Genomic DNA, 19,164 nt, shown 5'->3' with positions numbered 1-19,164 from the left:
AGATTTTGTTACATTTAGTTTTCAATATTTAATTGAGGGCTGTTTATAGAATCTCTTAAATTTTCATTATCACGAAGCAATTCTTTTTCTATGTTTTCAGGGATTGCTAGGGATAATTCATTTAATTGAATAATTAAACTATTATATGCAGTAATTAATAATGTATTTGCATCCATAAGTTTTTCTGCCTTTGGATGTTTTTTTTCTGCCAATTGTTTTAGTAAACCAGATTCAGTAGATAATACTACTAATCGCGAGGTGATTGTGTTTACTTTTAGATCTTTTGAAAGATTCTCTTCGGTAGTTTGAATTAGTACATCCATACTATCCGCATATTTACGAATATAATATGGATTAGCCTTACGAAGAGTCTGCATCAGTTTTTTGAGATTTTGAAAATCCTCAAAAGACTCAAGATCTTTTTCAGCATCAGAAGAAAGTTTTAATAGATTAAGGTCTATTTTTTCTTTAGATAAACTATCTAATGATACAATTGGTACATCTTGCTGTATAGTGGTAGTATTTTCCTTTTTACATCCTATAAAGAATAGGGAAACTAGAGTTAAAAAAAGAAATAACTTCATGGTTGCGTTTTAAAATAAGGACTCAAAAATAGGGCATTTATTACGATCACCAAAAAATAAAACCTCGGATCAATTAGATTCGAGGTTTTTTATACACCTAAGCAATTTGACGATTTGTGTTTCAGTGTATACACTTTGATTAGAAATTGATTCGTTTTCAGTCCACGATATATAAATCGTTAGGTTGGATAGTAGCAGGATCAATTTTCATTGAGTTTGCGTTTTAGTTATTTATTAGCACTAAGGCAAAACCGTAAACCAAATAATTTATTATTAGAATGTTTAAAAATTAACATTTGTTAAGAGTGTTTAACAATTTTATCACAAAAAAATGATTTTTACTTGTATTATAACTTATTGAATAGTAGTGAGTTGATTTGGTTTATATAAAGCCGATTCGCATCAATTTTTTAGATATTTATCATAGCCATATTTATTTTTCATAAGTTTATAGTGCAATGAATTTTGATATCTGGTCCATACTTATTTTTATTATAATTTTTCAAGGATTATTCTTGTTATCAATACTTTTGATGTCCTCCAAAAGAAGAATGAAAAGAGAAAATAAATACCTTTTCTCTTTGATCTTGATTTTAATGTGGTTTTTATTTGAGTTTTTAGCTATTAGAAATACAATTAATATAAAGCTGAATGTTTTTTATGGAACCCGATATGGATCTTGGATGCTATTGGGCCCAATTACTTTTTTTTACTTTAAAACGATCATTAATGCTAACTGGAGATTTACAAAAAAAGAGCTATTGCATTTTCTACCTTTTATTGCTTCTGTAATTATCATACCACTATTTACAATGGAGACTATAAATAGTAGGCAGGTTCATTATGGTATGCTTTCAGTCTTTGATCACAGAGAAAAGATTATATCTCCATTACAATATATGTATTCTGTGATTTTTGTTTTACAATTTATTCATTTAGGATATTACCTTTTTAAAAATCTAAGTATCCTTAAAATTTATACTCTGAAGTTGCAATCAGAATACGCTACAATTGATAGACAAGTCAAATGGTTGAGGGGCTTTAATATAACATTGTTATTTGTGTTGCTTTTTTCAGCTATTTTCCTGTATGTTTTATTAGTAACGGATATATACCGACGGTATCTGGATTACATATATGTATTACCTATAGGAGTGTTGTTTTATCTGATTAGTTATTATCTTATGGATATAGCCTGGAAACCTGTTGAGACCAAAAACGGTAAATATGCAGGTAGTTCCTTAAACTCAGATGATATAGTGTCTTATGCTACTCAGTTGGATGATTTAGTTCGCAAGGAGAAAAGTTATATGAACCCAGAAATACGTCTGAAAGATCTAGCACAGATGATCAAACTAAGCAATCATCAGGTATCACAAATAATTAATCAACATTTTCAGCTATCATTTTTTGACTACATAAATAGGTATAGAATATTAGAAGCAAAAAAAATTATTGAAGAAAACCCTGAATTAACGCTGTTAGAGGTCGCTTTTGATGCTGGTTTTAGTAATAAAACCTCCTTTGTAAATGCTTTTAAGAAGTTTGAAAAAACAACTCCTTCTAAATACCGCGAGGCAATAATATATTCATAAAATTTTCCCAAATGAAGGCAATCTTTATAGCGATTGTCTGATAAATTGAGATTAGAAGCTATCATTGAAGAACAAAACAAAACTTCAAAATATGAAAGCTAGATTCTATATATTACTTCTACTATTGGCCTCTTTTATAACTATTAGTTTTAATACGATATACGATTCTTACGTATTGGACCCAGGTCATACTTATATAGGTTTTGATGTCGAACGTTTTATGGTGGGAGAGGTGTCAGGAAGGTTTAATGAGTTTTCAGGAAATGTAAATATTCAGGATAAAGATATATCTACATTGAAAGTTAATGTAAAAATTAAAACCAATAGTCTTGATACCAATCATAAAACGAGAGATGGGCATCTAAAAGGTCAAATATGGTTGTATACAGAGAAATATCCAGAAATTTCATTTATATCAAACACCGTTAAAAAAAATAAGAACAATGAGTATATGATGGAAGGAGATTTAACTATTCGAGGTATAACCAATACAATCCAATTTCCTATTGAAGTTTTAGGACCGTTTACTGATCCAACCAAAAAAGAAACTATAGGTATCAAAGCAGATATTGTAATTGATAGGTTTAATTATGGTATACAACTCAATAAGAAAATGGATAACGGTTCATTATTTATAGGTAAAGATGTTAAGATTAAAATAAGAGCATTAGCTCAAAGAGAATAGCTGAATCTACTTAAAATTTTATTTTTTAAATAAACATAAAATAAGAGCAAAATCAAAAAACCGAATAAAATGAAAAAAATTATACCAATGAGAACGCTTTTGATCTTTATCATTATTTCGGTTGGTTTAACAACGTCAGTTCGTTCTCAAACCGTTGAAGAAATATTAGATAAATACACTGAAGTTACTGGAGGACAAGAAAATTGGGATAAAATTACCTCTATGAAAATAATGGGAACCGCAAAATTGGTTTCTCAAAATATGGAATTGCCAATGACAAGAATCTTAATGAAAGATGGTAGACAATATACCTCTCTTCTTATCAATGGTATGTCGTACGTTAGTATCGCATATGATGGAAAAAGTGCTTGGGGATCAAATCAAGAAATGAATCCAGAGAATAAAGATCAAGAAACCACTGAAAATTTAAAACGGGCTATTAAAGAATTTCCTTACCCAATCCATAACTGGTATGAAAACGGATTCAAAGCAGAGCTCTTAGGAACTGAAGAAATTAATGGTGTAAGAACTTTTAAAATTAAATTTATCAAAGACCCTATTTTGATTGAAGGAAAAGAAAAACAAAATGTAATGATCTACTATATACATACTGAGAAATATGTTCCTATTCTAACAGAGACTGAAGTAATGACTGGGCCATCTAAAGGTCAAGTGATGAAAGCTTTTTTAGAAGACTATAGAGAAGTTAATGGTTATTGGTATCCATTTTTATCAACCATGAAATATGGAGATCAAATTTTCCAGGTGTTACAAACAGAAAATGTCGAGCTTAATATTAAAATAAACGACAATGTTTTTAAAATGCCAATGGGATGATTAGTGAGGGAGTGTTTTAAAACACTAATTTAATAAAGTATCCATCTATTAAAATCTACATATCCCAGGACAGTATCAGGAATTGGAGATTCTTGTAACTGTTCTTGAAGTTGTGCAAAAGCTTTTCTTTTTTCTGTAGTAGAATACTCTACTGTCTTTGATAAAAACTTCAATATTAATTTCTCATAGAGTTCTATGTTTTTGTGTTTTTTTAGATATCTTTTCATTGCATCTATCAAATATCGTAATGTAAATTCATTACTTAATTCATAATGTACTAATAGGTTTAACCAATACGTGTATCTAATCAAATCCTGTCGATCTTTTTTTGTTTGATGATTAAGGATGTCATTTACCCAGTACAATGTTTTTTTAATGTCTTTTTTTAAGAAATAGATTGTAGCAAACTGAAAGCGAAAGGATAGCCAGTAATTATCAGGAACCAATGTTTTGTTGTTGGTTATAAAATCCTGGATTTCTTTAATAACTTCATGAGTTGTGTGTATCTCTTTTAGGTTTCTGTGGATTTCAAGTTCAATATTATAGAGTCTAAGTTTTTCTTTTATCAAAGCTGCCGATACTTTGTCTACAGTAAGTGCTTTTTGTTTAATGAGAAGAATTCGTACAAATGCTTCTTTATATTGTTTTTTAAATACTAAAAACCCAAGAAGATTATTACAGACAGAAAAATACATTGGGAAATATTCTTTTAATAATTCTGGATTTTGCTCCCATTCTTTGATTAAAGATTCTATGATTTGTTTTGCTTTATCAGAGTTTTTGTCTAACAATGACTTCCTGTATTTATGAAGTGTTTTAAGGGTTTTGTTCTGTAAAGACACATTTTTTTTGTGGGATAAAGAAAATTGCGAAGGATCTATATTGGCGAGTAAGAGATTGATGTAATCATTGGTAGATTCTAAGGTGTTTTTTTGTTTCTGAATAATTGTTTTTAAAGCTGCAAAATCCTGCGGATTTAGAGCCTGATGTACTTTTCTTTTCCAATCTTGTATATGAAACAGGAGTAGATCGTGTTGAAAGTTCTTTGCTTTTTTTTCTGCTCTTTTTAACTCACTTTCACAAATGGCGTACTGTCCTTTATGAAACAAAATCTCAACATTTCTTATAATGTCCATTAATTCGGCATTTTTAGAAATTTTTGAATGATAGTTTCGTAGAGATTGAAGAATACGTTGCTTTAAATAGTTTTTTATGGTAGTTAGCTGATTGATAAAAGTTTTGTGCTTGAAAAGTTCTTTTATTTTAGCTTCGTTGTATGTTTTTTGGTCTTCAATGGCATCAAATAAGCTTAAGTATTCTGAAGATTCATTTCCTTGTACTGTGAGTTTGAAATATCGTTTTTCACTCTTGGTTAGTGATTGAATTAGATAAAATAATTCTTCGCTTTTTTTCATTTTAGAAACCTATGTTTTTTCAAAAATATAATTTTTTTTGAAAATACCTATTATCTATCTTTGAGTAGTTATTAATCAAAAAATTACAACATTATGTCAAGCGCAATTAGTTGGTTTGAAATACCAAGTACAAATTTTGAAAGAGCAATACAATTTTATAGTGAACTTTTGGATGCAGAACTACAACCCATGGAAATGGATTTTAAAATGGCGTTTTTTCCTTACAAAGATGGAGGAGTAGGCGGTTGTGTTACTCATGGTAATGGTAATAAACCTTCGCAAGAAGGAACTTTTGCATATTTAAATGGAGGAGATGATCTGTCAGTACCTTTAGCTCGTGTCGAGAAAGCAGGAGGGAAAATAATTATGCCAAAGACCTCTTTAGGAGAAAATGGATATATGGCAATTTTTCTGGATACAGAAGGTAATAGAGTTGCATTTCATTCTATGGCGTAACAGCTATCTTAAGTTTGAGAAAAATATTAGAAAGCAAGTAATTGGCCTGTCTTTCAAAGACAGGCTTGATTAAAGGTTTTTATGTATAGTTGTTTAATTCGTAATTGACAAATCCATGCAGTATTTTACAGAAGATTTCCTCAGTTTTTTTAAGGAACTGGCGCAGAATAATCATAAAGATTGGTTTCATGCCAATAAAAAAAGATATGAATCCAGTATAAAAAAACCTTTTGAAAGATTTATTGGAGATATGATTACGTCTATCCAAAAATATGATTCAGAGTTACAAATTGAACCCAAGAATTGTATCTTAAGGATTAATAAAGATATTCGGTTTTCTAAAGATAAATCACCTTATAATCTTCATTATACCGCATTTATCTCCAGAGCAGGTCGTAAAGACAAGAGTATTCCAGGGATTTTTTTACGTTTCTCTCCAGAAATGATTGGTATAATGGGAGGATGTTTTGGTCCTTCAAAAGAACAACTTTATAATATAAGATCAGCGATTAGTAAAGATTCGAGTACTATTAAATCTTTACTAAGTAATGAGGGTTTTATTGAAAAATTTGGAGAAATTAGGGGAGAAACGATGAAGCGTATTCCTAAAGAGTGGCAGGAGGCTTGTATAAAAGAACCACTTATTACTAATAAACAGTTTTATTTTGTTGCAGAAGAAACTCCTGATTTGATTACAAAAGAATCTCTTTTAGATACATTGATGGATTATTGGTTGGTAATGCGACCATTGAATGATTATTTAACCAAAATAATACAATAAACAAATGGCATATAATGAATATACGGCAGATCGTATTCATCAAATTTTTAAGGAAAAGAAAGTAAATTATTATGCAAAAAAAATGATGGGTGGTTTATGTTTTATGGTTGATGATAAAATGTGTTGTGGGATTCATTATGATAAAAAGAAAGAAACCGATCTTTTAATGGCTCGTATTGGAGAAAAAGCTTTTGAGAAAGCTATTCTTAAAGAAGGCTGCCAGCCTATGGATTTTACAGGTCGACCCATGAAAGGATATGTTTTTGTGACTCCAGATGGATTTGATCTTGATGTTGAACTGGAATATTGGATAGAGTTATGCTTAGAATTTAATCCGCTGGCAAAAAGGAGTAAAAAGAAAAAATAATAAAAATTAGTATCCTAATATGTAATTCCTTCTTTTACATAGATTTGTAATACTTCCTGAGCTTTCTCGACCTATGCAATATGCCTAAACAAGTTTTAAATAACACAAACATATTTATCGCCTTACATTATCTGGCTTCAAGAAAAAAACAAAGTTTTTTAGCAATTATAGGAGTATTGTTAGGTGTCACTACGTTTATTGTCATGATTAATTTTATGACCGGAGTTAATGACTTTTTAGATGATGCGGTTTTTAGTGGTAATCCAGACCTTGTTATTAGTGCAAAATCATCTATAAAAACCCCTAAGAATAAACAATTAGGGAACCAAACAATCTCCCCAAAAGAGGTAAAATCAATAGAGAACATTTTGATAAATGATCAAAACGTAGAATATTTTGCACATCAGATCATCTCTCCAGCCATCCTCATTAGTGATACTAAACAATTTCCGGGGAGCCTCAATGGTATTTTTCCTTTAAAAGAAAATAAAATGGTAGAATTGGACCGTAGATTGATTCAGGGTGAGGGGTTTGATAGTTTACAATCAGAAAATACGATTTTGTTAGGAATAAGTTTAGCCAAAAGATTACAAGTCTCTGTCGGTGATTCTTTAAAAATAATACTTCCTAACGGTAAAAATGAACGACTTAAGGTTACGGGAATATTTAGTTTTGGGATTACTACTATCGATAATGTAAGGACTTATGTGTCAGCCAAAACTCTACAGAGATTACTAGGTAAGGAAGAGTCGATAACCAATGTTCATATAAAATTAAAAGACCGAGATGATATCAATTTAAAAAACTATTTAGCTCAAAACATCGATACCATTAATGTTGAAGATTGGAAGGAGAATAATAAAACCATTGTTATTGGTAATAGGGTCAGAGATATATTAACATGGTCAGTATCATTTGCATTGTTATTGGTTGCAGGATTTGGAATTTATAACATTCTTAATAACACAGTAGTTCAGAAAAGAAAAGATATAGCAGTATTAAAAACAATTGGGTACTCAGGTAATGATATTGTATTTATTTTTCTACTACAATCTATTATTATAGGCGTAATCGGATCGGTTTTAGGAGTAACTTTAGGATATTTAATAAGTCATATGATCTCTACTACACCATTAGACACTTCGGATTTTATAATTGTAGATACCTATCCTATTAATTTTAAGATAGCATATTATGTTTTAGGACTGTCTTTTGGGATAGTAACAACTATCTTGGCAGGATACTTTCCTTCCAAAAAAGCGAGTAAAGTAGATCCTGTAACTATAATTAGAGGCATATGACACTTGTAGCAAAACATATCAATAAATACTTTACAGAACCAGAGAAGCATCAGGTTTTAAATAACGTTTCTTTATCGGTTTCACAAGGAGAATTAGTCTCGGTGTATGGAGAGTCTGGCAGTGGTAAATCTACATTATTATATATCTTATCGACCTTGGATACTGATTTTGAAGGAAGCTTAGAAATAAATGATCAAAACCTTAAAACATTATCTGCATCAGAACTTACAGATTTTAGAAACAAACATGTTGGATTTGTATATCAGTTTCACTACTTACTTCCAGAGTTTAATGTATTGCAAAATGTAATGCTTCCGGCGATGAAATTAGGAAAAAAGACGAAAGACGAGATTAAAAATGATGCATTACATTTATTAGATGAGCTAGGAATGAAAGGATATGAAAAACGACCTTCATATAAACTTTCTGGAGGGCAACAACAGCGAGTGGCAATAGCGAGAGCATTGATCAATGATCCGTCATTGATTATAGCAGATGAACCTACTGGAAATCTAGATCAAAAAAACTCTGAGATGATCTTTAACCTTCTTAAAGATATAACTGAAAGAAGAAATAAAACAGTAGTAATTGCAACACATGATGCTAAGATTTATAAAAATTCCCACCGTTCTATTGAAATGATTGACGGGTGTATACGACTATAATGTCATAACCTGTTAAAAGTCAATAAAATGGAAAATTCCTTATATAAAAGCATCATTGTATTTGATGGCGAGTGTAATCTGTGCAATGGAGTAGTAGGTTGGTTGATGAAATTTGCACCCGAAGATATTTTTCAATTTGTTCCTTTTCAATCTCCAAAAGGCCAAGAATTGTTGAAAGAATATAATTTTCCTTTAGAAAGATTAGACACGGTTATTCTTATTGACGAAAAGGGTTCACATACACATTCAGATGGTTTTCTTAAGATAATTTCCAAAATACCTAGATGGAAACTAGTTGCGGCATTATTGGCATTTGTACCTAGAATGATTAGAGATGGGATTTATAAATTAGCTTCTAGAAATAGAGTAAAATGGTTTGGACAATCTCAGAGTTGTACCATTAATTTCAGATAGTTTTTTGGATTACTTTCAACTAAAAAAATAGTTTAAAAAGAATCATTACATTTGGGTTTGCAGTTCACACCTAATTAGATGATTTTTTTTAAAAAGCAGACCTCCTTATATCTTATTCCTATTTCTTTATTCCTATTTTCTATTACTACAAGTATAGGTGCGCAAAAATCTATTTTCAATGTAGCAGATAGTCTTAAACATAAAACGCCTTATGAATTAGTAGACTTGATTAAGTCATCAGATACTGAAAAATCAGAAGTATATGAAGAAATACTCTTGAATTTACATAAAAATGATACAAGTATAGCCAAGTTGTATTATAAACTGGGATGGTTTTTTTACGGAGAAGAAAATTTCAAAAAAAGTATTGAATACGCTAATAGAATATACAAAATAGCAGATGAATTAAAGGACGAAAATTTTTTGTTTCGATCGCATATATTAAAAGGAGCTACATACCTTAGAGAAGGAAAACATCAAAACTCATTTGATTACTATGTTAAAGCACTACATCTTGCAGAAAAGGAGAAAAACCTTAAAAAAGAGATTATAGCAAATTCGGGGATTGTACTTGTTTCGCAAAAAATGAATCGATTAGATAAAGCACTCAAAATCTCTAAAGAGATGCTAAAATCTATTAATAAAACTTCTTATAAAAATGGAAAAAACCATGTTAGAATTTTAACTAATATCAATGAAATATATTTAGATAAAGGACAATATGATTCTGTAATGTATTATGCAGGAAAAGGGATCAAATTGAGTAAATCTCTTGACTATAAAGAAGGCCTTGTCGATTTATATATTAAAATGGGAATTGTATTTTATTATAAAAAAGAATATGATCTGGCTTTTAATTATTTAGGGAAAGCAAAAAGTATTCTAGAAAATCATAACATTGATAGTAAGTTGTTCCCAACTGTAAAAATCAACTATTTTATGGCTAGTTGTTATTATGAACAACAGTTATATGATAATGCAATTTTTTATTTGTGTCAAACAATGGATTTTATAGAAGTAAATGACTTAAGTAAGCTGCCAGTAATCCAATCGCACCTGCTATTAGCAAATTGTTATTTTAAAAAGAAAGATTTTGAGCAAGCTCATTATTGGGAAAATGTATATGTAAAACTAAATAGCAATTATCAAGAAGATAAAGACAAAACAGTCGATAAAATTTATGAAAGAGAAACAGATAAGTATGAACAGGAAATAGAAAATCTTAAAAATGAACAAGGTATTACAAAGTATATATTGATGATCTCAATAGTAATATCGTTAGTCTTTATTTTTATAGCCTTCAGACATTATAAAAAGCAAAGATCCAATAAAGAAGTGTTTGATGAATTGATTGAAAGAATAAGTCGTTTAGAATCAGAAAAAAATAAAAAAGAAAAGAAAAAAAACAGTACCAAAATTATAATTGACGATAATAAAGTTAATGAAGTGCTTAAAGGTTTGAGTAGATTAGAGCGTCAAGAATATTTTTTAAAATCAGAATGTAATTTAAGAACAACCGCTAAAAAAGTTAAAACCAATTCAACCTATTTAACTAAAATTATTCATATTCATAAAGGGAAAAATTTTAATGATTATTTGACCGATTTAAGAATTGAGTATGCATTACAGAGACTAAAAAATGATAAAAAATTTAGAGCTTTTTCCGTTAAATCAATTGCTGTCGAAGTAGGTTATAAAAGTGATGATGCGTTTGCAAAACGTTTTAAAGCAAAAACGGGTTTAAATCCATCATACTATATTAAAAACATAGAAAAACTAAAGCAAGAGGAAAGCTAAATAACGATGCATAAATGCACTCTATTTTGTCTAATATCGGGTTCTAATATTGAGATAATACCCTCTAAGATATATATATTTCAATAAGAATAGAATAACAGAGGACTCTTTAAAATCATATTAGAGTCAGAAATAATAACTAAATAATTTTATTTATGAAGAAAGAACAAGTAAAGAAAATTAGTCTCAAAAAGCTGACTATAGCTAGAATCAACCTCGATACGATGCATAAGATTAAAGGAGGAAGTAGTCTTCCCACAGTTTTTCCAACAGATCCGAAACTATGTAATGCGGATAATTGATCAGATAGAAATTATTAAGTTACTAGACCCTGCAAAATGTGCAGGGTTTTTTTATGACCCTGTTTTAGATAAAACAGGGTTGTTTAGTTTTTTACCGTGTTTTTTCCATACTACTTTAGTATCACAATCAAGATAATGTCGACAACAGATTTTGATAAGGGGGAACCGAAAACCTTTTACATAGAGTAGGTAATTAAAACATACAATTATGATTAATAATATTTTAAATTTAGAAGGAGTAGTTAAACTAGAGAAAAGTGAGCAACAATCTATCAAGGCAGGAATAGATTTTCTTGGAAGTAGTTGTTGGGCATTATGTGATGGTACCTGTGTAGGAGGGTATTGTTATCAAAATCTACATTAATTTAGAAAATCCCTGAAGTATTTACTTCAGGGATTTTTTAATAAAACCTTCAGAAAACTATTCAAGGAGGAGATAGTGATCTAGAAATATATTTACCAGACGGTTAAATAGATCTTTATCAGTAACAAGTGTTTTAGAAAAGTAATTATTACATTTGAAGGTATAGCAATATCCTGATATTAATGTTTTTGTTTAAAAGGCCTTCGTTTGTAATTCTTCTCCATCTCTTAATCTTGCCTTTCTTTTTAGGTATAAAGTTATATGCACAACAACATATAATAATCCCAGATAGCGTTAAGAATAAAACATCTGAAGAACTGGTTAATCATATTAAAAAATCTTCTTCAGAAGAAAGTGTATTATATGAAGAAGCATTAAAAATACATCCGGATCCTAAACTCGATCTTGCATCAATTTTTTATGATATAGGGTATTCTTTTTACAAAAAAGGTAATTTTGAGAGAAGTATAAAGTATCTAAATCAAGCAATAAAAATTGCCAGAAAAGATAAAAATGAACAACTCCTTTGTAGAACGTTTCTGATTCAAGGAAATGCATACCTCCAGGATTGGAAAAATCAAAAAGCGTTGGATTCCTATTATAGTGCGTTGGAGATGGCTCAGAAAAAAGGAAGTTTAGAAGACGAAATAATTGCAAATTCAGGAATTGTAATTATTCGTAGAAGAATGAGACAGCTGGATAAAGCCCTTGAAGTATGTAAACACGCACTAGAAATAACTGAAAAAACATCTTTAAAAAAAAGCTCAAATCATGTTAATTTATTGACCATTATAAGTGAGATATATTTAGATAAAAAACAATATGATTCAGTACTGCACTATGCAGAAATCGGTATAGAAATGAGTAAGCCTATCGAGTATCACGCCGGACTTATTGATTTATATACTAAGAAAGGAGCGGTCTCTTTTTATAGAAACGATATTAATAAAGCACTAACTTATCTATATCAGGCAGAAGAAATTATAGAAACTCATAAAATCGACCGTAAAAAATTATTGAAAAACCTGAACTATTTTTTTGCTTATTGCTTTTATAAACAGGAACAATATGATAAAGCTATTTCATATTTGCAAACAGTTATTATTTCTACAGAAGAGAAAGATTATAGAGATAAAAGAGTTCTGGAAATTTACAGACTAATGGCAGATTGTTATACGGCATTAGGAAATGAAAAAGAATCGGTTCATTGGCTACAGAAGCATGCTGCATTACAGGATAAATTTCTACAAGAAAAAGATAAAACAGTTAATAAAATCTATGATAAAGATACAGAAGAACTAGGAGAGCAAATAGATACACTTAAAAACGAACAGGAAAAAGGTGAAAAATCTAAAAACTATGTTTTAATAACACTTCTTCTGGTGTCGGGAGCATTAATTTTTATAAGCGTAAAATACTTTAGAAAACAAAAAAATAATAAAGCGCGTTTCAAAAATCTGATTACAAAAATAACCGAGTTAGAGTCTAAAGAATCTAATCAAGACATAAAAATAAAAATTAAAGACACTACCAATCAGATCGTAATTGATGATCAAAAAGTTAATATGGTATTAAAAGGGCTGGATAGATTAGAAAGGCAAGAGTATTTCTTAAATTCTGATTGTAACTTAAGAGCAATAGCCAAAAAAGTAAAAACAAATGCAACGTATCTATCTAAAATAATTAATACACATAAAGGAAAAAATTTTAATGATTACATCAATGATCTTAGAATTGATTATGCACTCAAAAGATTAAAAAACGATAAGAAGTTTAGATCTTTCTCCATTGCATCCATTGCTACAGAAATAGGGTATAAGAGTGACAATTCTTTTACAAAACATTTTAAAACAAAAACAGGTCTCAACCCTTCTTACTACGTTAAAAACATTGAAAAGTTAGAACAATAACCATAGGTAAATAAAATAGGTTTAAAACTCCGCATTTTGTTTAAAATGCGGTTTACTAATTATGATTTACCTAACATAAAAAGTATCTTACATCTATATAACCTTATAGTTCTTAGGCCTTTAAAAGATCTAAGAATACACTTAATTATTATAGTCATGAAAAAACAAACAAACAAAAAAATTAACTTTAAAAAGCTTACTATCGCTAAGATTGATAGCAGCACAATGAAAAAAGTTCGTGGAGGAGATTGTATACCTACTGAGCCAACGCATGACGGGGAGTCTGATATGTGGTGTAACGGTAGTTTAGTTCCTTAACGGAACGTATTATTGTCTTTGAAAAGCTCTATAATTTTTATAGAGCTTTTTTGTATCCGTATTTCATCCAAAATGAGGAAGCTTAATTTTTTACCCCCTTTTTTACATTCTAAATTTAGATTCAAAATCAAACCATGGTCATAATTGATTTTCATAAGGGGAAACCGAAAACCTTTTAATAGAGTAGGGATTTATTTAAAAACAACATCATGAAAAAATCATTGAAAACTTTAGAGCTTAAAAAAGAAACAATCAGTGACTTAAATTTAAGTAAGATAAAAGGAGGAGTAGATACTAGGTTATTATCTGATCCAGGAATATGTCTTACGTGCATTGATTTGCCGAATGGAGGTCACGCGTATTGTTATTAATTCATGACTATAAGCTGCCTGGATTCCGGGCAGCTTTTTTGTTTTATGAAAAAATGATTGAAATAGTTAAAAGCACAAACCACAGAAAATTTCGACAATAAACAATTTGAATATAAGATCATCCTTCTACTTCACATAAACGCCTTTAATTTCTTAATGTTCTTTGTTTAAATATCTCTTCAACTTCTCTTTTTAGGATTTTTATTTCCCTTATTTTGTTTAATCTAGGGTGTTAAATTTTTCATTTATATCATAAGGCATTACATTGGACATAAATTAGCTCTAATTCATTTTAATAACATTTATGAATAACAATAAGATTTCAAGAAAGAAACTGGAAAAAAAACTAGCAGAAGTATATGAAATCACAAAAAATGACTTTGAAAAAAGTAAACACGTTGGAGTCTTATCAGGAATTTCTGGAGTTTCTTTATTTCAATTTTATTATGCAAAATTTCTTGATAATGATGAATATGCAGACGTTGGAGCAGAGGTTATAGCTCATACCATAGAACGGATTAATAGTGGGTATACATACCCAACTTTTTGCACAGGTATTGCTGGGGCCGGATGGACGATAGAATTTCTTAATAAAGAAGGATTTATTGAGATAGATAATGATGCTCTTTTATCGCAGTTAGATTCTTTTCTCCATGAGGTTATGAAAGAAGATATTAAGAACGAATATTATGACTTCTTGCATGGCGCTTTAGGATATGGATATTATTTTTTAAAACGATATCAAAACACAAAATCACCCGATTTAAAAAATACATATAAAGAGTATTTGACTTTTTTAATAACTGAACTTAAAAACTCTTCAAGAAAAGGAGAGAAAGGGATCTATTGGGAGTATGAATTAAGCAAAACACAAGGTTTTAGAGGAGCCAATTTGAGCTTGTCTCATGGAATGGCAAGTATTATAAATTTTTTATGTCGATTATATCCTTATGAAGATTTTAAAACATCAGTAGAAGATTTATTGAAAGGAACCATTGAATTTGTAATTCATAACAAATATAAAAATAGCAATAACCCTTCTCTTTTTCCTAGCTGGATTCATGATCAAATGAAAGAATATGCAACTAGCCGACTGGCTTGGTGTTATGGAGATCTAGGAATGGGTATTTCTTTATGGCGAGCAGGAAAAATATTAAAAATTAAAGCGTACCAAGAACTGGCTATAGATGTATTAAAACATTCTGCAAAAAGACGAGATAGAGAAGAGGCCAGAATACAAGATGCAGGATTATGTCATGGTGCTTATGGAGTCGTTACAATATTTAATTATATTTATCAGGAAACTAAAGATCCCCTATTTAAAGAAACAGCAGACTTTTGGATGTACGAAGCTTTAGAAATGGATATTCATCAAGAAAGCTATGCTGGATACAAACAATGGAGAGGTGATCTTGAAGAGTGGCATAACGAAATCAACTTATTAGAAGGAATCACAGGAATAGGGTTAGCTCTACTTTCTTACTTGGCTCCAGAAGAAGCTAACTGGGATGAATGTCTAATGATTCACTAATTCAAATAAAATAGAGCTCAATAGCATTATGACGTATAAAAATTTTTCTAAATATGTTCTGCGTACATCATTATTTTCATTTTCATTTTATAAAAAATTAACCCAGAATGATTCTATAAACGAAGAAGAATTAAAACAAATATGCAACGATGATATAATCAAAGAAGCTATTTTTCTCGCTTCTCCGTCTTTATATAGTGAGTTTGAAAAATGGTTGTCTGGAGATATCAAAGACAGTAACAAATCCGATAGGATGTTGCACTCTGTTCTTAAATATATAAGTCGTATGTCTTCTAGATGTACTCCGTTTGGATTGTTTGCCGGAACTGCTGTGGGTGAGTTTTCCGATGAGACTTCGATAGCACTTAAACATAAATCACAAAACAAGAGGCACACACGATTAGATATGAATTATCTGGTTGCTTTATCTCAGGATATTGTCAAAGACTCTTCAATAAGAGAACAACTACTTTTTTACCCTAATACAAGTATCTACAAAGCCGGTCATCAACTTAGGTATGTAGAATATACTTATGTAAACAGTAGAAGAGTTCATCATATTATTGCAGTAGAAAACTCTGAATATTTGCAAAAGGTAATTGAAAAGGCAAAAAAAGGAGCTTTATTACTGGATCTTGCAGAGGTATTGGTGGATGATGAAATCACTATTGAAGATGCTAGAGGATTTATAGACGAATTAGTTGATAGTCAATTACTGATTAGTGAATTAGAACCTTCAGTTTCAGGACCTGAATTTTTAGAACAGATTATTCCGGTATTAAGAAAATTGAAAAATACAGAATCCATTATTTCTACATTAGAAAATGCAAAAGAAACTCTGGATAGCATAGACAATAAAATAGGAAATTCGTCAAAAGATTATATTGCTTTAAGTGAAGCATTAGAAAAGTTAGGAACAGGATTTGAGTTAAAATATATGTTTCAGACAGATATGTCGATCAATCCCGAAACAAATACAATTGATAAAGAAATACTTCATAAAGTAAGAAAAGCAATAACACTTCTTAATAAAATCACTTTCTCTCCTAAGGAAACATTAGTGCATAGATTTAGAAATGGATTTTATGAACGATATGAAGATAGAGAGGTGCCATTATCCATGGCTCTTGATGTAGAACTTGGAGTTGGATTTAAACAAGGACAGGACTCTGGAGACGTTAGCAAGATTATAGATGATGTTATACTTCCTATTAAAAAACAGGATACGGATATAGATACGATTCATTGGTCACCAATTCATGCGATACTTCATAAAAAATTGCTGAAATCTATAGAAGAACAATCAAGTGTAATTGAAATAAAAGATGATGATTTTGATCAGTTCTCTGAAAATTGGGAAGATTTGCCCGATACGATTTCTACTATGGTAGAATTAGTAACCATTGATGATCAGGAAAAAATAGTGATGTCAAATATTGGAGGTTCTAGTGCTGCAAATCTCCTGGGAAGATTTTGTCATAGTGACCCCGATATTTTTAAATACACTCAAGAGATGATTGATCTTGAAAAACAGATGAATCCCAATAAGATTCTAGCAGAGATCGTTCATCTTCCAGAATCTCGTGCGGGCAACATATTGATGCGTCCAGCATTAAGAGAATATGAAATTCCGTATCTGGCAAAATCAATTTTAAACCCAGAAAATCAACTTAGTTTAGATGATCTGGTTTTATCAGCCCGACCTTTAGGTAAAGTAAAACTGATATCTAAGAAACATAAGAAAGAAGTGATACCTCATTTAACCAATGCACATAACTTTTCAAGCGGAGCACTTCCCATTTATGAGTTTTTGGCCAATATGCAAACTCAAGGACAACGAGGAGGTGTAGGGTTTAATTGGGGTCCTCTGGTAAATGAGTATAAATTTTTGCCTAGAGTAGAATATAGAGGAGTGGTATTATCAAAAGCTACCTGGAATATTTCTGAAAAAGAAATTAAACAGTTGCTACAGTATTTTGATGATGAAGATTTGCTATTACAAGAAATGCAAAAAATTAAAGAGAAACGAAAAATACCTAAATATGTTCTTTTAATAGAAGGAGATAATGAACTACTGATAAATACAGATAATAGTACATCGATAAAAATGTTTCTGTCAACGGTAAAAAAGAGAACCTCCTGTACTCTTAAGGAGTTTTTACATACTGAAGAGGGAATCGTGAAAAACAACGATGAAACACATACCAATCAAGTTGTTTTATCATTTTATAATGCGAAAAAACTAAAAAGAACAACGGCAAATGGCAAATAACATTCAAAGATCTTTTATCGTTGGTGGAGAATGGTTGTATTATAAAATATATACGGGTCCCAAAACATCTGATGTTGTACTTACAGAAGTTATAAAGCCAATTGCTGAACATTTGTTACAAAACAAAGTTATTGATCAATGGTTTTTTATACGATATGCAGATCCAAAACATCATATCAGAGTTCGTTTTCATTATAACCAACCTGAAAAAGTAGGAGATATCATAAATGCATTCTATAAATCTTTACAAAGTTATAGTGACGACGATTTAATTTATAAAATACAAATTGATACATATCAAAGAGAACTTGAACGGTACGGATCGACCACAATGACGCAATCAGAAGCTTTGTTTTTTTATGAAAGTAGCATGATTGTTAGTTTTCTTGATATGACTGATGGAGATGAAGGAGAAGAACTTAGATGGTTATTCGGTATACGAGCTATTGATACCTTGCTTAACGATTTTGGATATGATGAAGATAATAAGTTAAGATTGTTAGAAAGACTTAAAATTGGATTTGGAGCAGAATTTGGGATGGATAAAAACCTCAAAAAACAATTAGATAAAAAATTCAAAGATCAACATGATAAAATCAAAGCCTTTATGACTTTTAGTGCCTCTAATAATCCTGATTATGCTCCTATGATTGATATTCTTGAAGAAAAAAGTGAAAATTGTAAATCTTTGACTCAGGATATCTTATCTAAAACTGATAACAAAACGTTAGATGATCTTATGAGTAGTTATATCCATATGTTGATGAATAGATTATTTAGATCTAAAAACCGAGTACATGAAATGGTAATTTATGATTTGCTGTACAGAACTTACAAAGTAGCGTGGGGTATCCGTAAATTCAAAAAAGCATAAAACATCTTTATTGAAATATGTTTTTAACTTATTGATTTTTAATGTATTACGATTTTGGCATGCTGTTTGATTTATATGAGAAGGAAACAAAACAAGTAAGTCATGCAAACAACATTACAATTACAGAGTACGTATATACCAAAACGTAAAACAAAAAACGTACAAGATTGGCTTTGTTATATTGAAGCTAAAACCAGAGAAATCAGATATGGAACGCATCATTCTATCTTGATAAAAAAGTAGCTAAGTTTTTAGTAATAAAAAAAGATAATAGATAACGAGACTGCCTAAAAAGGCAATTACATATGTCAAACTGAGCCTGTCG

21 protein-coding genes are annotated in these 19,164 nt (G+C 30.1%); 19 read left to right on the top strand and 2 right to left on the bottom strand.

From position 1 onward, the window contains the following. Window positions 1-14: 14 nt before the first annotated feature. Window positions 15-584 (bottom strand): hypothetical protein, encoded by a 570-nt coding sequence (locus U0D62_RS15890; RefSeq protein WP_322288293.1) that lies wholly within the window; start codon window positions 582-584, stop codon window positions 15-17. Between the two features lie 551 nt (window positions 585-1,135). On the opposite strand from U0D62_RS15890, the gene U0D62_RS15885 reads away from it, so the two are divergent. From U0D62_RS15885 to U0D62_RS15875, 3 genes are all read left to right on the top strand, one after another. After that, window positions 1,136-2,179, top strand: coding sequence for a helix-turn-helix domain-containing protein (locus tag U0D62_RS15885; protein WP_322288292.1), 1,044 nt, complete (start codon window positions 1,136-1,138; stop codon window positions 2,177-2,179). Window positions 2,180-2,270: 91 nt separating this feature from the next. Beyond that, window positions 2,271-2,864: a YceI family protein gene (locus U0D62_RS15880; protein WP_322288291.1), complete on the top strand. Its 594-nt coding sequence runs from the start codon at window positions 2,271-2,273 to the stop codon at window positions 2,862-2,864. Window positions 2,865-2,933: 69 nt separating this feature from the next. Beyond that, window positions 2,934-3,701: a hypothetical protein gene (locus U0D62_RS15875; protein ID WP_322288290.1), complete on the top strand. Its 768-nt coding sequence runs from the start codon at window positions 2,934-2,936 to the stop codon at window positions 3,699-3,701. A gap of 29 nt (window positions 3,702-3,730) precedes the next feature. On the opposite strand, the gene U0D62_RS15870 is transcribed toward U0D62_RS15875, so the two are convergent. Then, window positions 3,731-5,116 carry a hypothetical protein gene (locus U0D62_RS15870; RefSeq protein WP_322288289.1) on the bottom strand — a complete coding sequence of 462 codons (1,386 nt, stop codon included), beginning with the start codon at window positions 5,114-5,116 and terminating at the stop codon, window positions 3,731-3,733. A 93-nt stretch (window positions 5,117-5,209) separates the two neighbouring features. Between U0D62_RS15870 and U0D62_RS15865 the strand changes: the two genes are divergently transcribed. The 16 genes from U0D62_RS15865 (at window position 5,210) to U0D62_RS15790 (ending at window position 19,082) form a co-directional block, all read left to right on the top strand. Continuing rightward, window positions 5,210-5,572, top strand: a complete 363-nt coding sequence (locus U0D62_RS15865) for a VOC family protein (protein WP_322288288.1) — start codon at window positions 5,210-5,212, stop codon at window positions 5,570-5,572. A 115-nt stretch (window positions 5,573-5,687) separates the two neighbouring features. After that, on the top strand, window positions 5,688-6,353 hold the full coding sequence (locus U0D62_RS15860) for a DUF2461 domain-containing protein (protein WP_322288287.1): 666 nt from the start codon (window positions 5,688-5,690) through the stop codon (window positions 6,351-6,353). A gap of 4 nt (window positions 6,354-6,357) precedes the next feature. Next, entirely contained in the window at window positions 6,358-6,720 is a 363-nt protein-coding gene (locus U0D62_RS15855; RefSeq protein WP_322288286.1) for a TfoX/Sxy family protein, read from the top strand. 80 nt (window positions 6,721-6,800) lie between these two features. Then, window positions 6,801-8,021 (top strand): ABC transporter permease, encoded by a 1,221-nt coding sequence (locus U0D62_RS15850; RefSeq protein ID WP_322288285.1) that lies wholly within the window; start codon window positions 6,801-6,803, stop codon window positions 8,019-8,021. Beyond that, the gene (locus U0D62_RS15845; protein ID WP_322288284.1) at window positions 8,018-8,686 is read left to right on the top strand and encodes an ABC transporter ATP-binding protein; all 669 of its coding nucleotides are present in this window, start codon (window positions 8,018-8,020) and stop codon (window positions 8,684-8,686) included. The genes U0D62_RS15850 and U0D62_RS15845 overlap by 4 nt, the downstream gene beginning before the upstream one ends. 27 nt (window positions 8,687-8,713) lie before the next feature. Next, entirely contained in the window at window positions 8,714-9,100 is a 387-nt protein-coding gene (locus U0D62_RS15840) for a thiol-disulfide oxidoreductase DCC family protein (RefSeq protein WP_322288283.1), read from the top strand. 78 nt (window positions 9,101-9,178) lie between these two features. Beyond that, window positions 9,179-10,897, top strand: coding sequence for a helix-turn-helix domain-containing protein (locus U0D62_RS15835; RefSeq protein WP_322288282.1), 1,719 nt, complete (start codon window positions 9,179-9,181; stop codon window positions 10,895-10,897). A gap of 155 nt (window positions 10,898-11,052) precedes the next feature. Further along, window positions 11,053-11,199, top strand: a complete 147-nt coding sequence (locus tag U0D62_RS15830) for a class I lanthipeptide (RefSeq protein ID WP_322288281.1) — start codon at window positions 11,053-11,055, stop codon at window positions 11,197-11,199. 208 nt (window positions 11,200-11,407) lie between these two features. Then, entirely contained in the window at window positions 11,408-11,563 is a 156-nt protein-coding gene (locus U0D62_RS15825) for a hypothetical protein (RefSeq protein ID WP_322288280.1), read from the top strand. Window positions 11,564-11,796: 233 nt separating this feature from the next. After that, complete coding sequence (locus tag U0D62_RS15820; RefSeq protein WP_322288279.1) at window positions 11,797-13,473, top strand: helix-turn-helix domain-containing protein; 1,677 nt, start codon at window positions 11,797-11,799, stop codon at window positions 13,471-13,473. 45 nt (window positions 13,474-13,518) lie between these two features. Then, window positions 13,519-13,791 carry a TIGR04149 family rSAM-modified RiPP gene (locus tag U0D62_RS15815; RefSeq protein ID WP_322288412.1) on the top strand — a complete coding sequence of 91 codons (273 nt, stop codon included), beginning with the start codon at window positions 13,519-13,521 and terminating at the stop codon, window positions 13,789-13,791. 209 nt (window positions 13,792-14,000) lie between these two features. Beyond that, on the top strand, window positions 14,001-14,162 hold the full coding sequence (locus U0D62_RS15810) for a hypothetical protein (RefSeq protein ID WP_322288278.1): 162 nt from the start codon (window positions 14,001-14,003) through the stop codon (window positions 14,160-14,162). Window positions 14,163-14,466: 304 nt separating this feature from the next. Then, window positions 14,467-15,693, top strand: a complete 1,227-nt coding sequence (locus tag U0D62_RS15805; protein ID WP_322288277.1) for a lanthionine synthetase C family protein — start codon at window positions 14,467-14,469, stop codon at window positions 15,691-15,693. Window positions 15,694-15,721: 28 nt separating this feature from the next. Continuing rightward, the gene (locus tag U0D62_RS15800; protein WP_322288276.1) at window positions 15,722-17,965 is read left to right on the top strand and encodes a lantibiotic dehydratase family protein; all 2,244 of its coding nucleotides are present in this window, start codon (window positions 15,722-15,724) and stop codon (window positions 17,963-17,965) included. Further along, the gene (locus tag U0D62_RS15795) at window positions 17,955-18,839 is read left to right on the top strand and encodes a thiopeptide-type bacteriocin biosynthesis protein (protein ID WP_322288275.1); all 885 of its coding nucleotides are present in this window, start codon (window positions 17,955-17,957) and stop codon (window positions 18,837-18,839) included. The genes U0D62_RS15800 and U0D62_RS15795 overlap by 11 nt, the downstream gene beginning before the upstream one ends. A 102-nt stretch (window positions 18,840-18,941) precedes the next feature. After that, window positions 18,942-19,082, top strand: coding sequence for a hypothetical protein (locus U0D62_RS15790; protein WP_322288274.1), 141 nt, complete (start codon window positions 18,942-18,944; stop codon window positions 19,080-19,082). The last annotated feature ends 82 nt before the right edge of the window (window positions 19,083-19,164 follow it).

The organism is Aquimarina callyspongiae (assembly GCF_034322225.1).
Lineage (GTDB): Bacteria > Bacteroidota > Bacteroidia > Flavobacteriales > Flavobacteriaceae > Aquimarina.
This window is presented reverse-complemented; position numbering and strand designations above follow the sequence as displayed.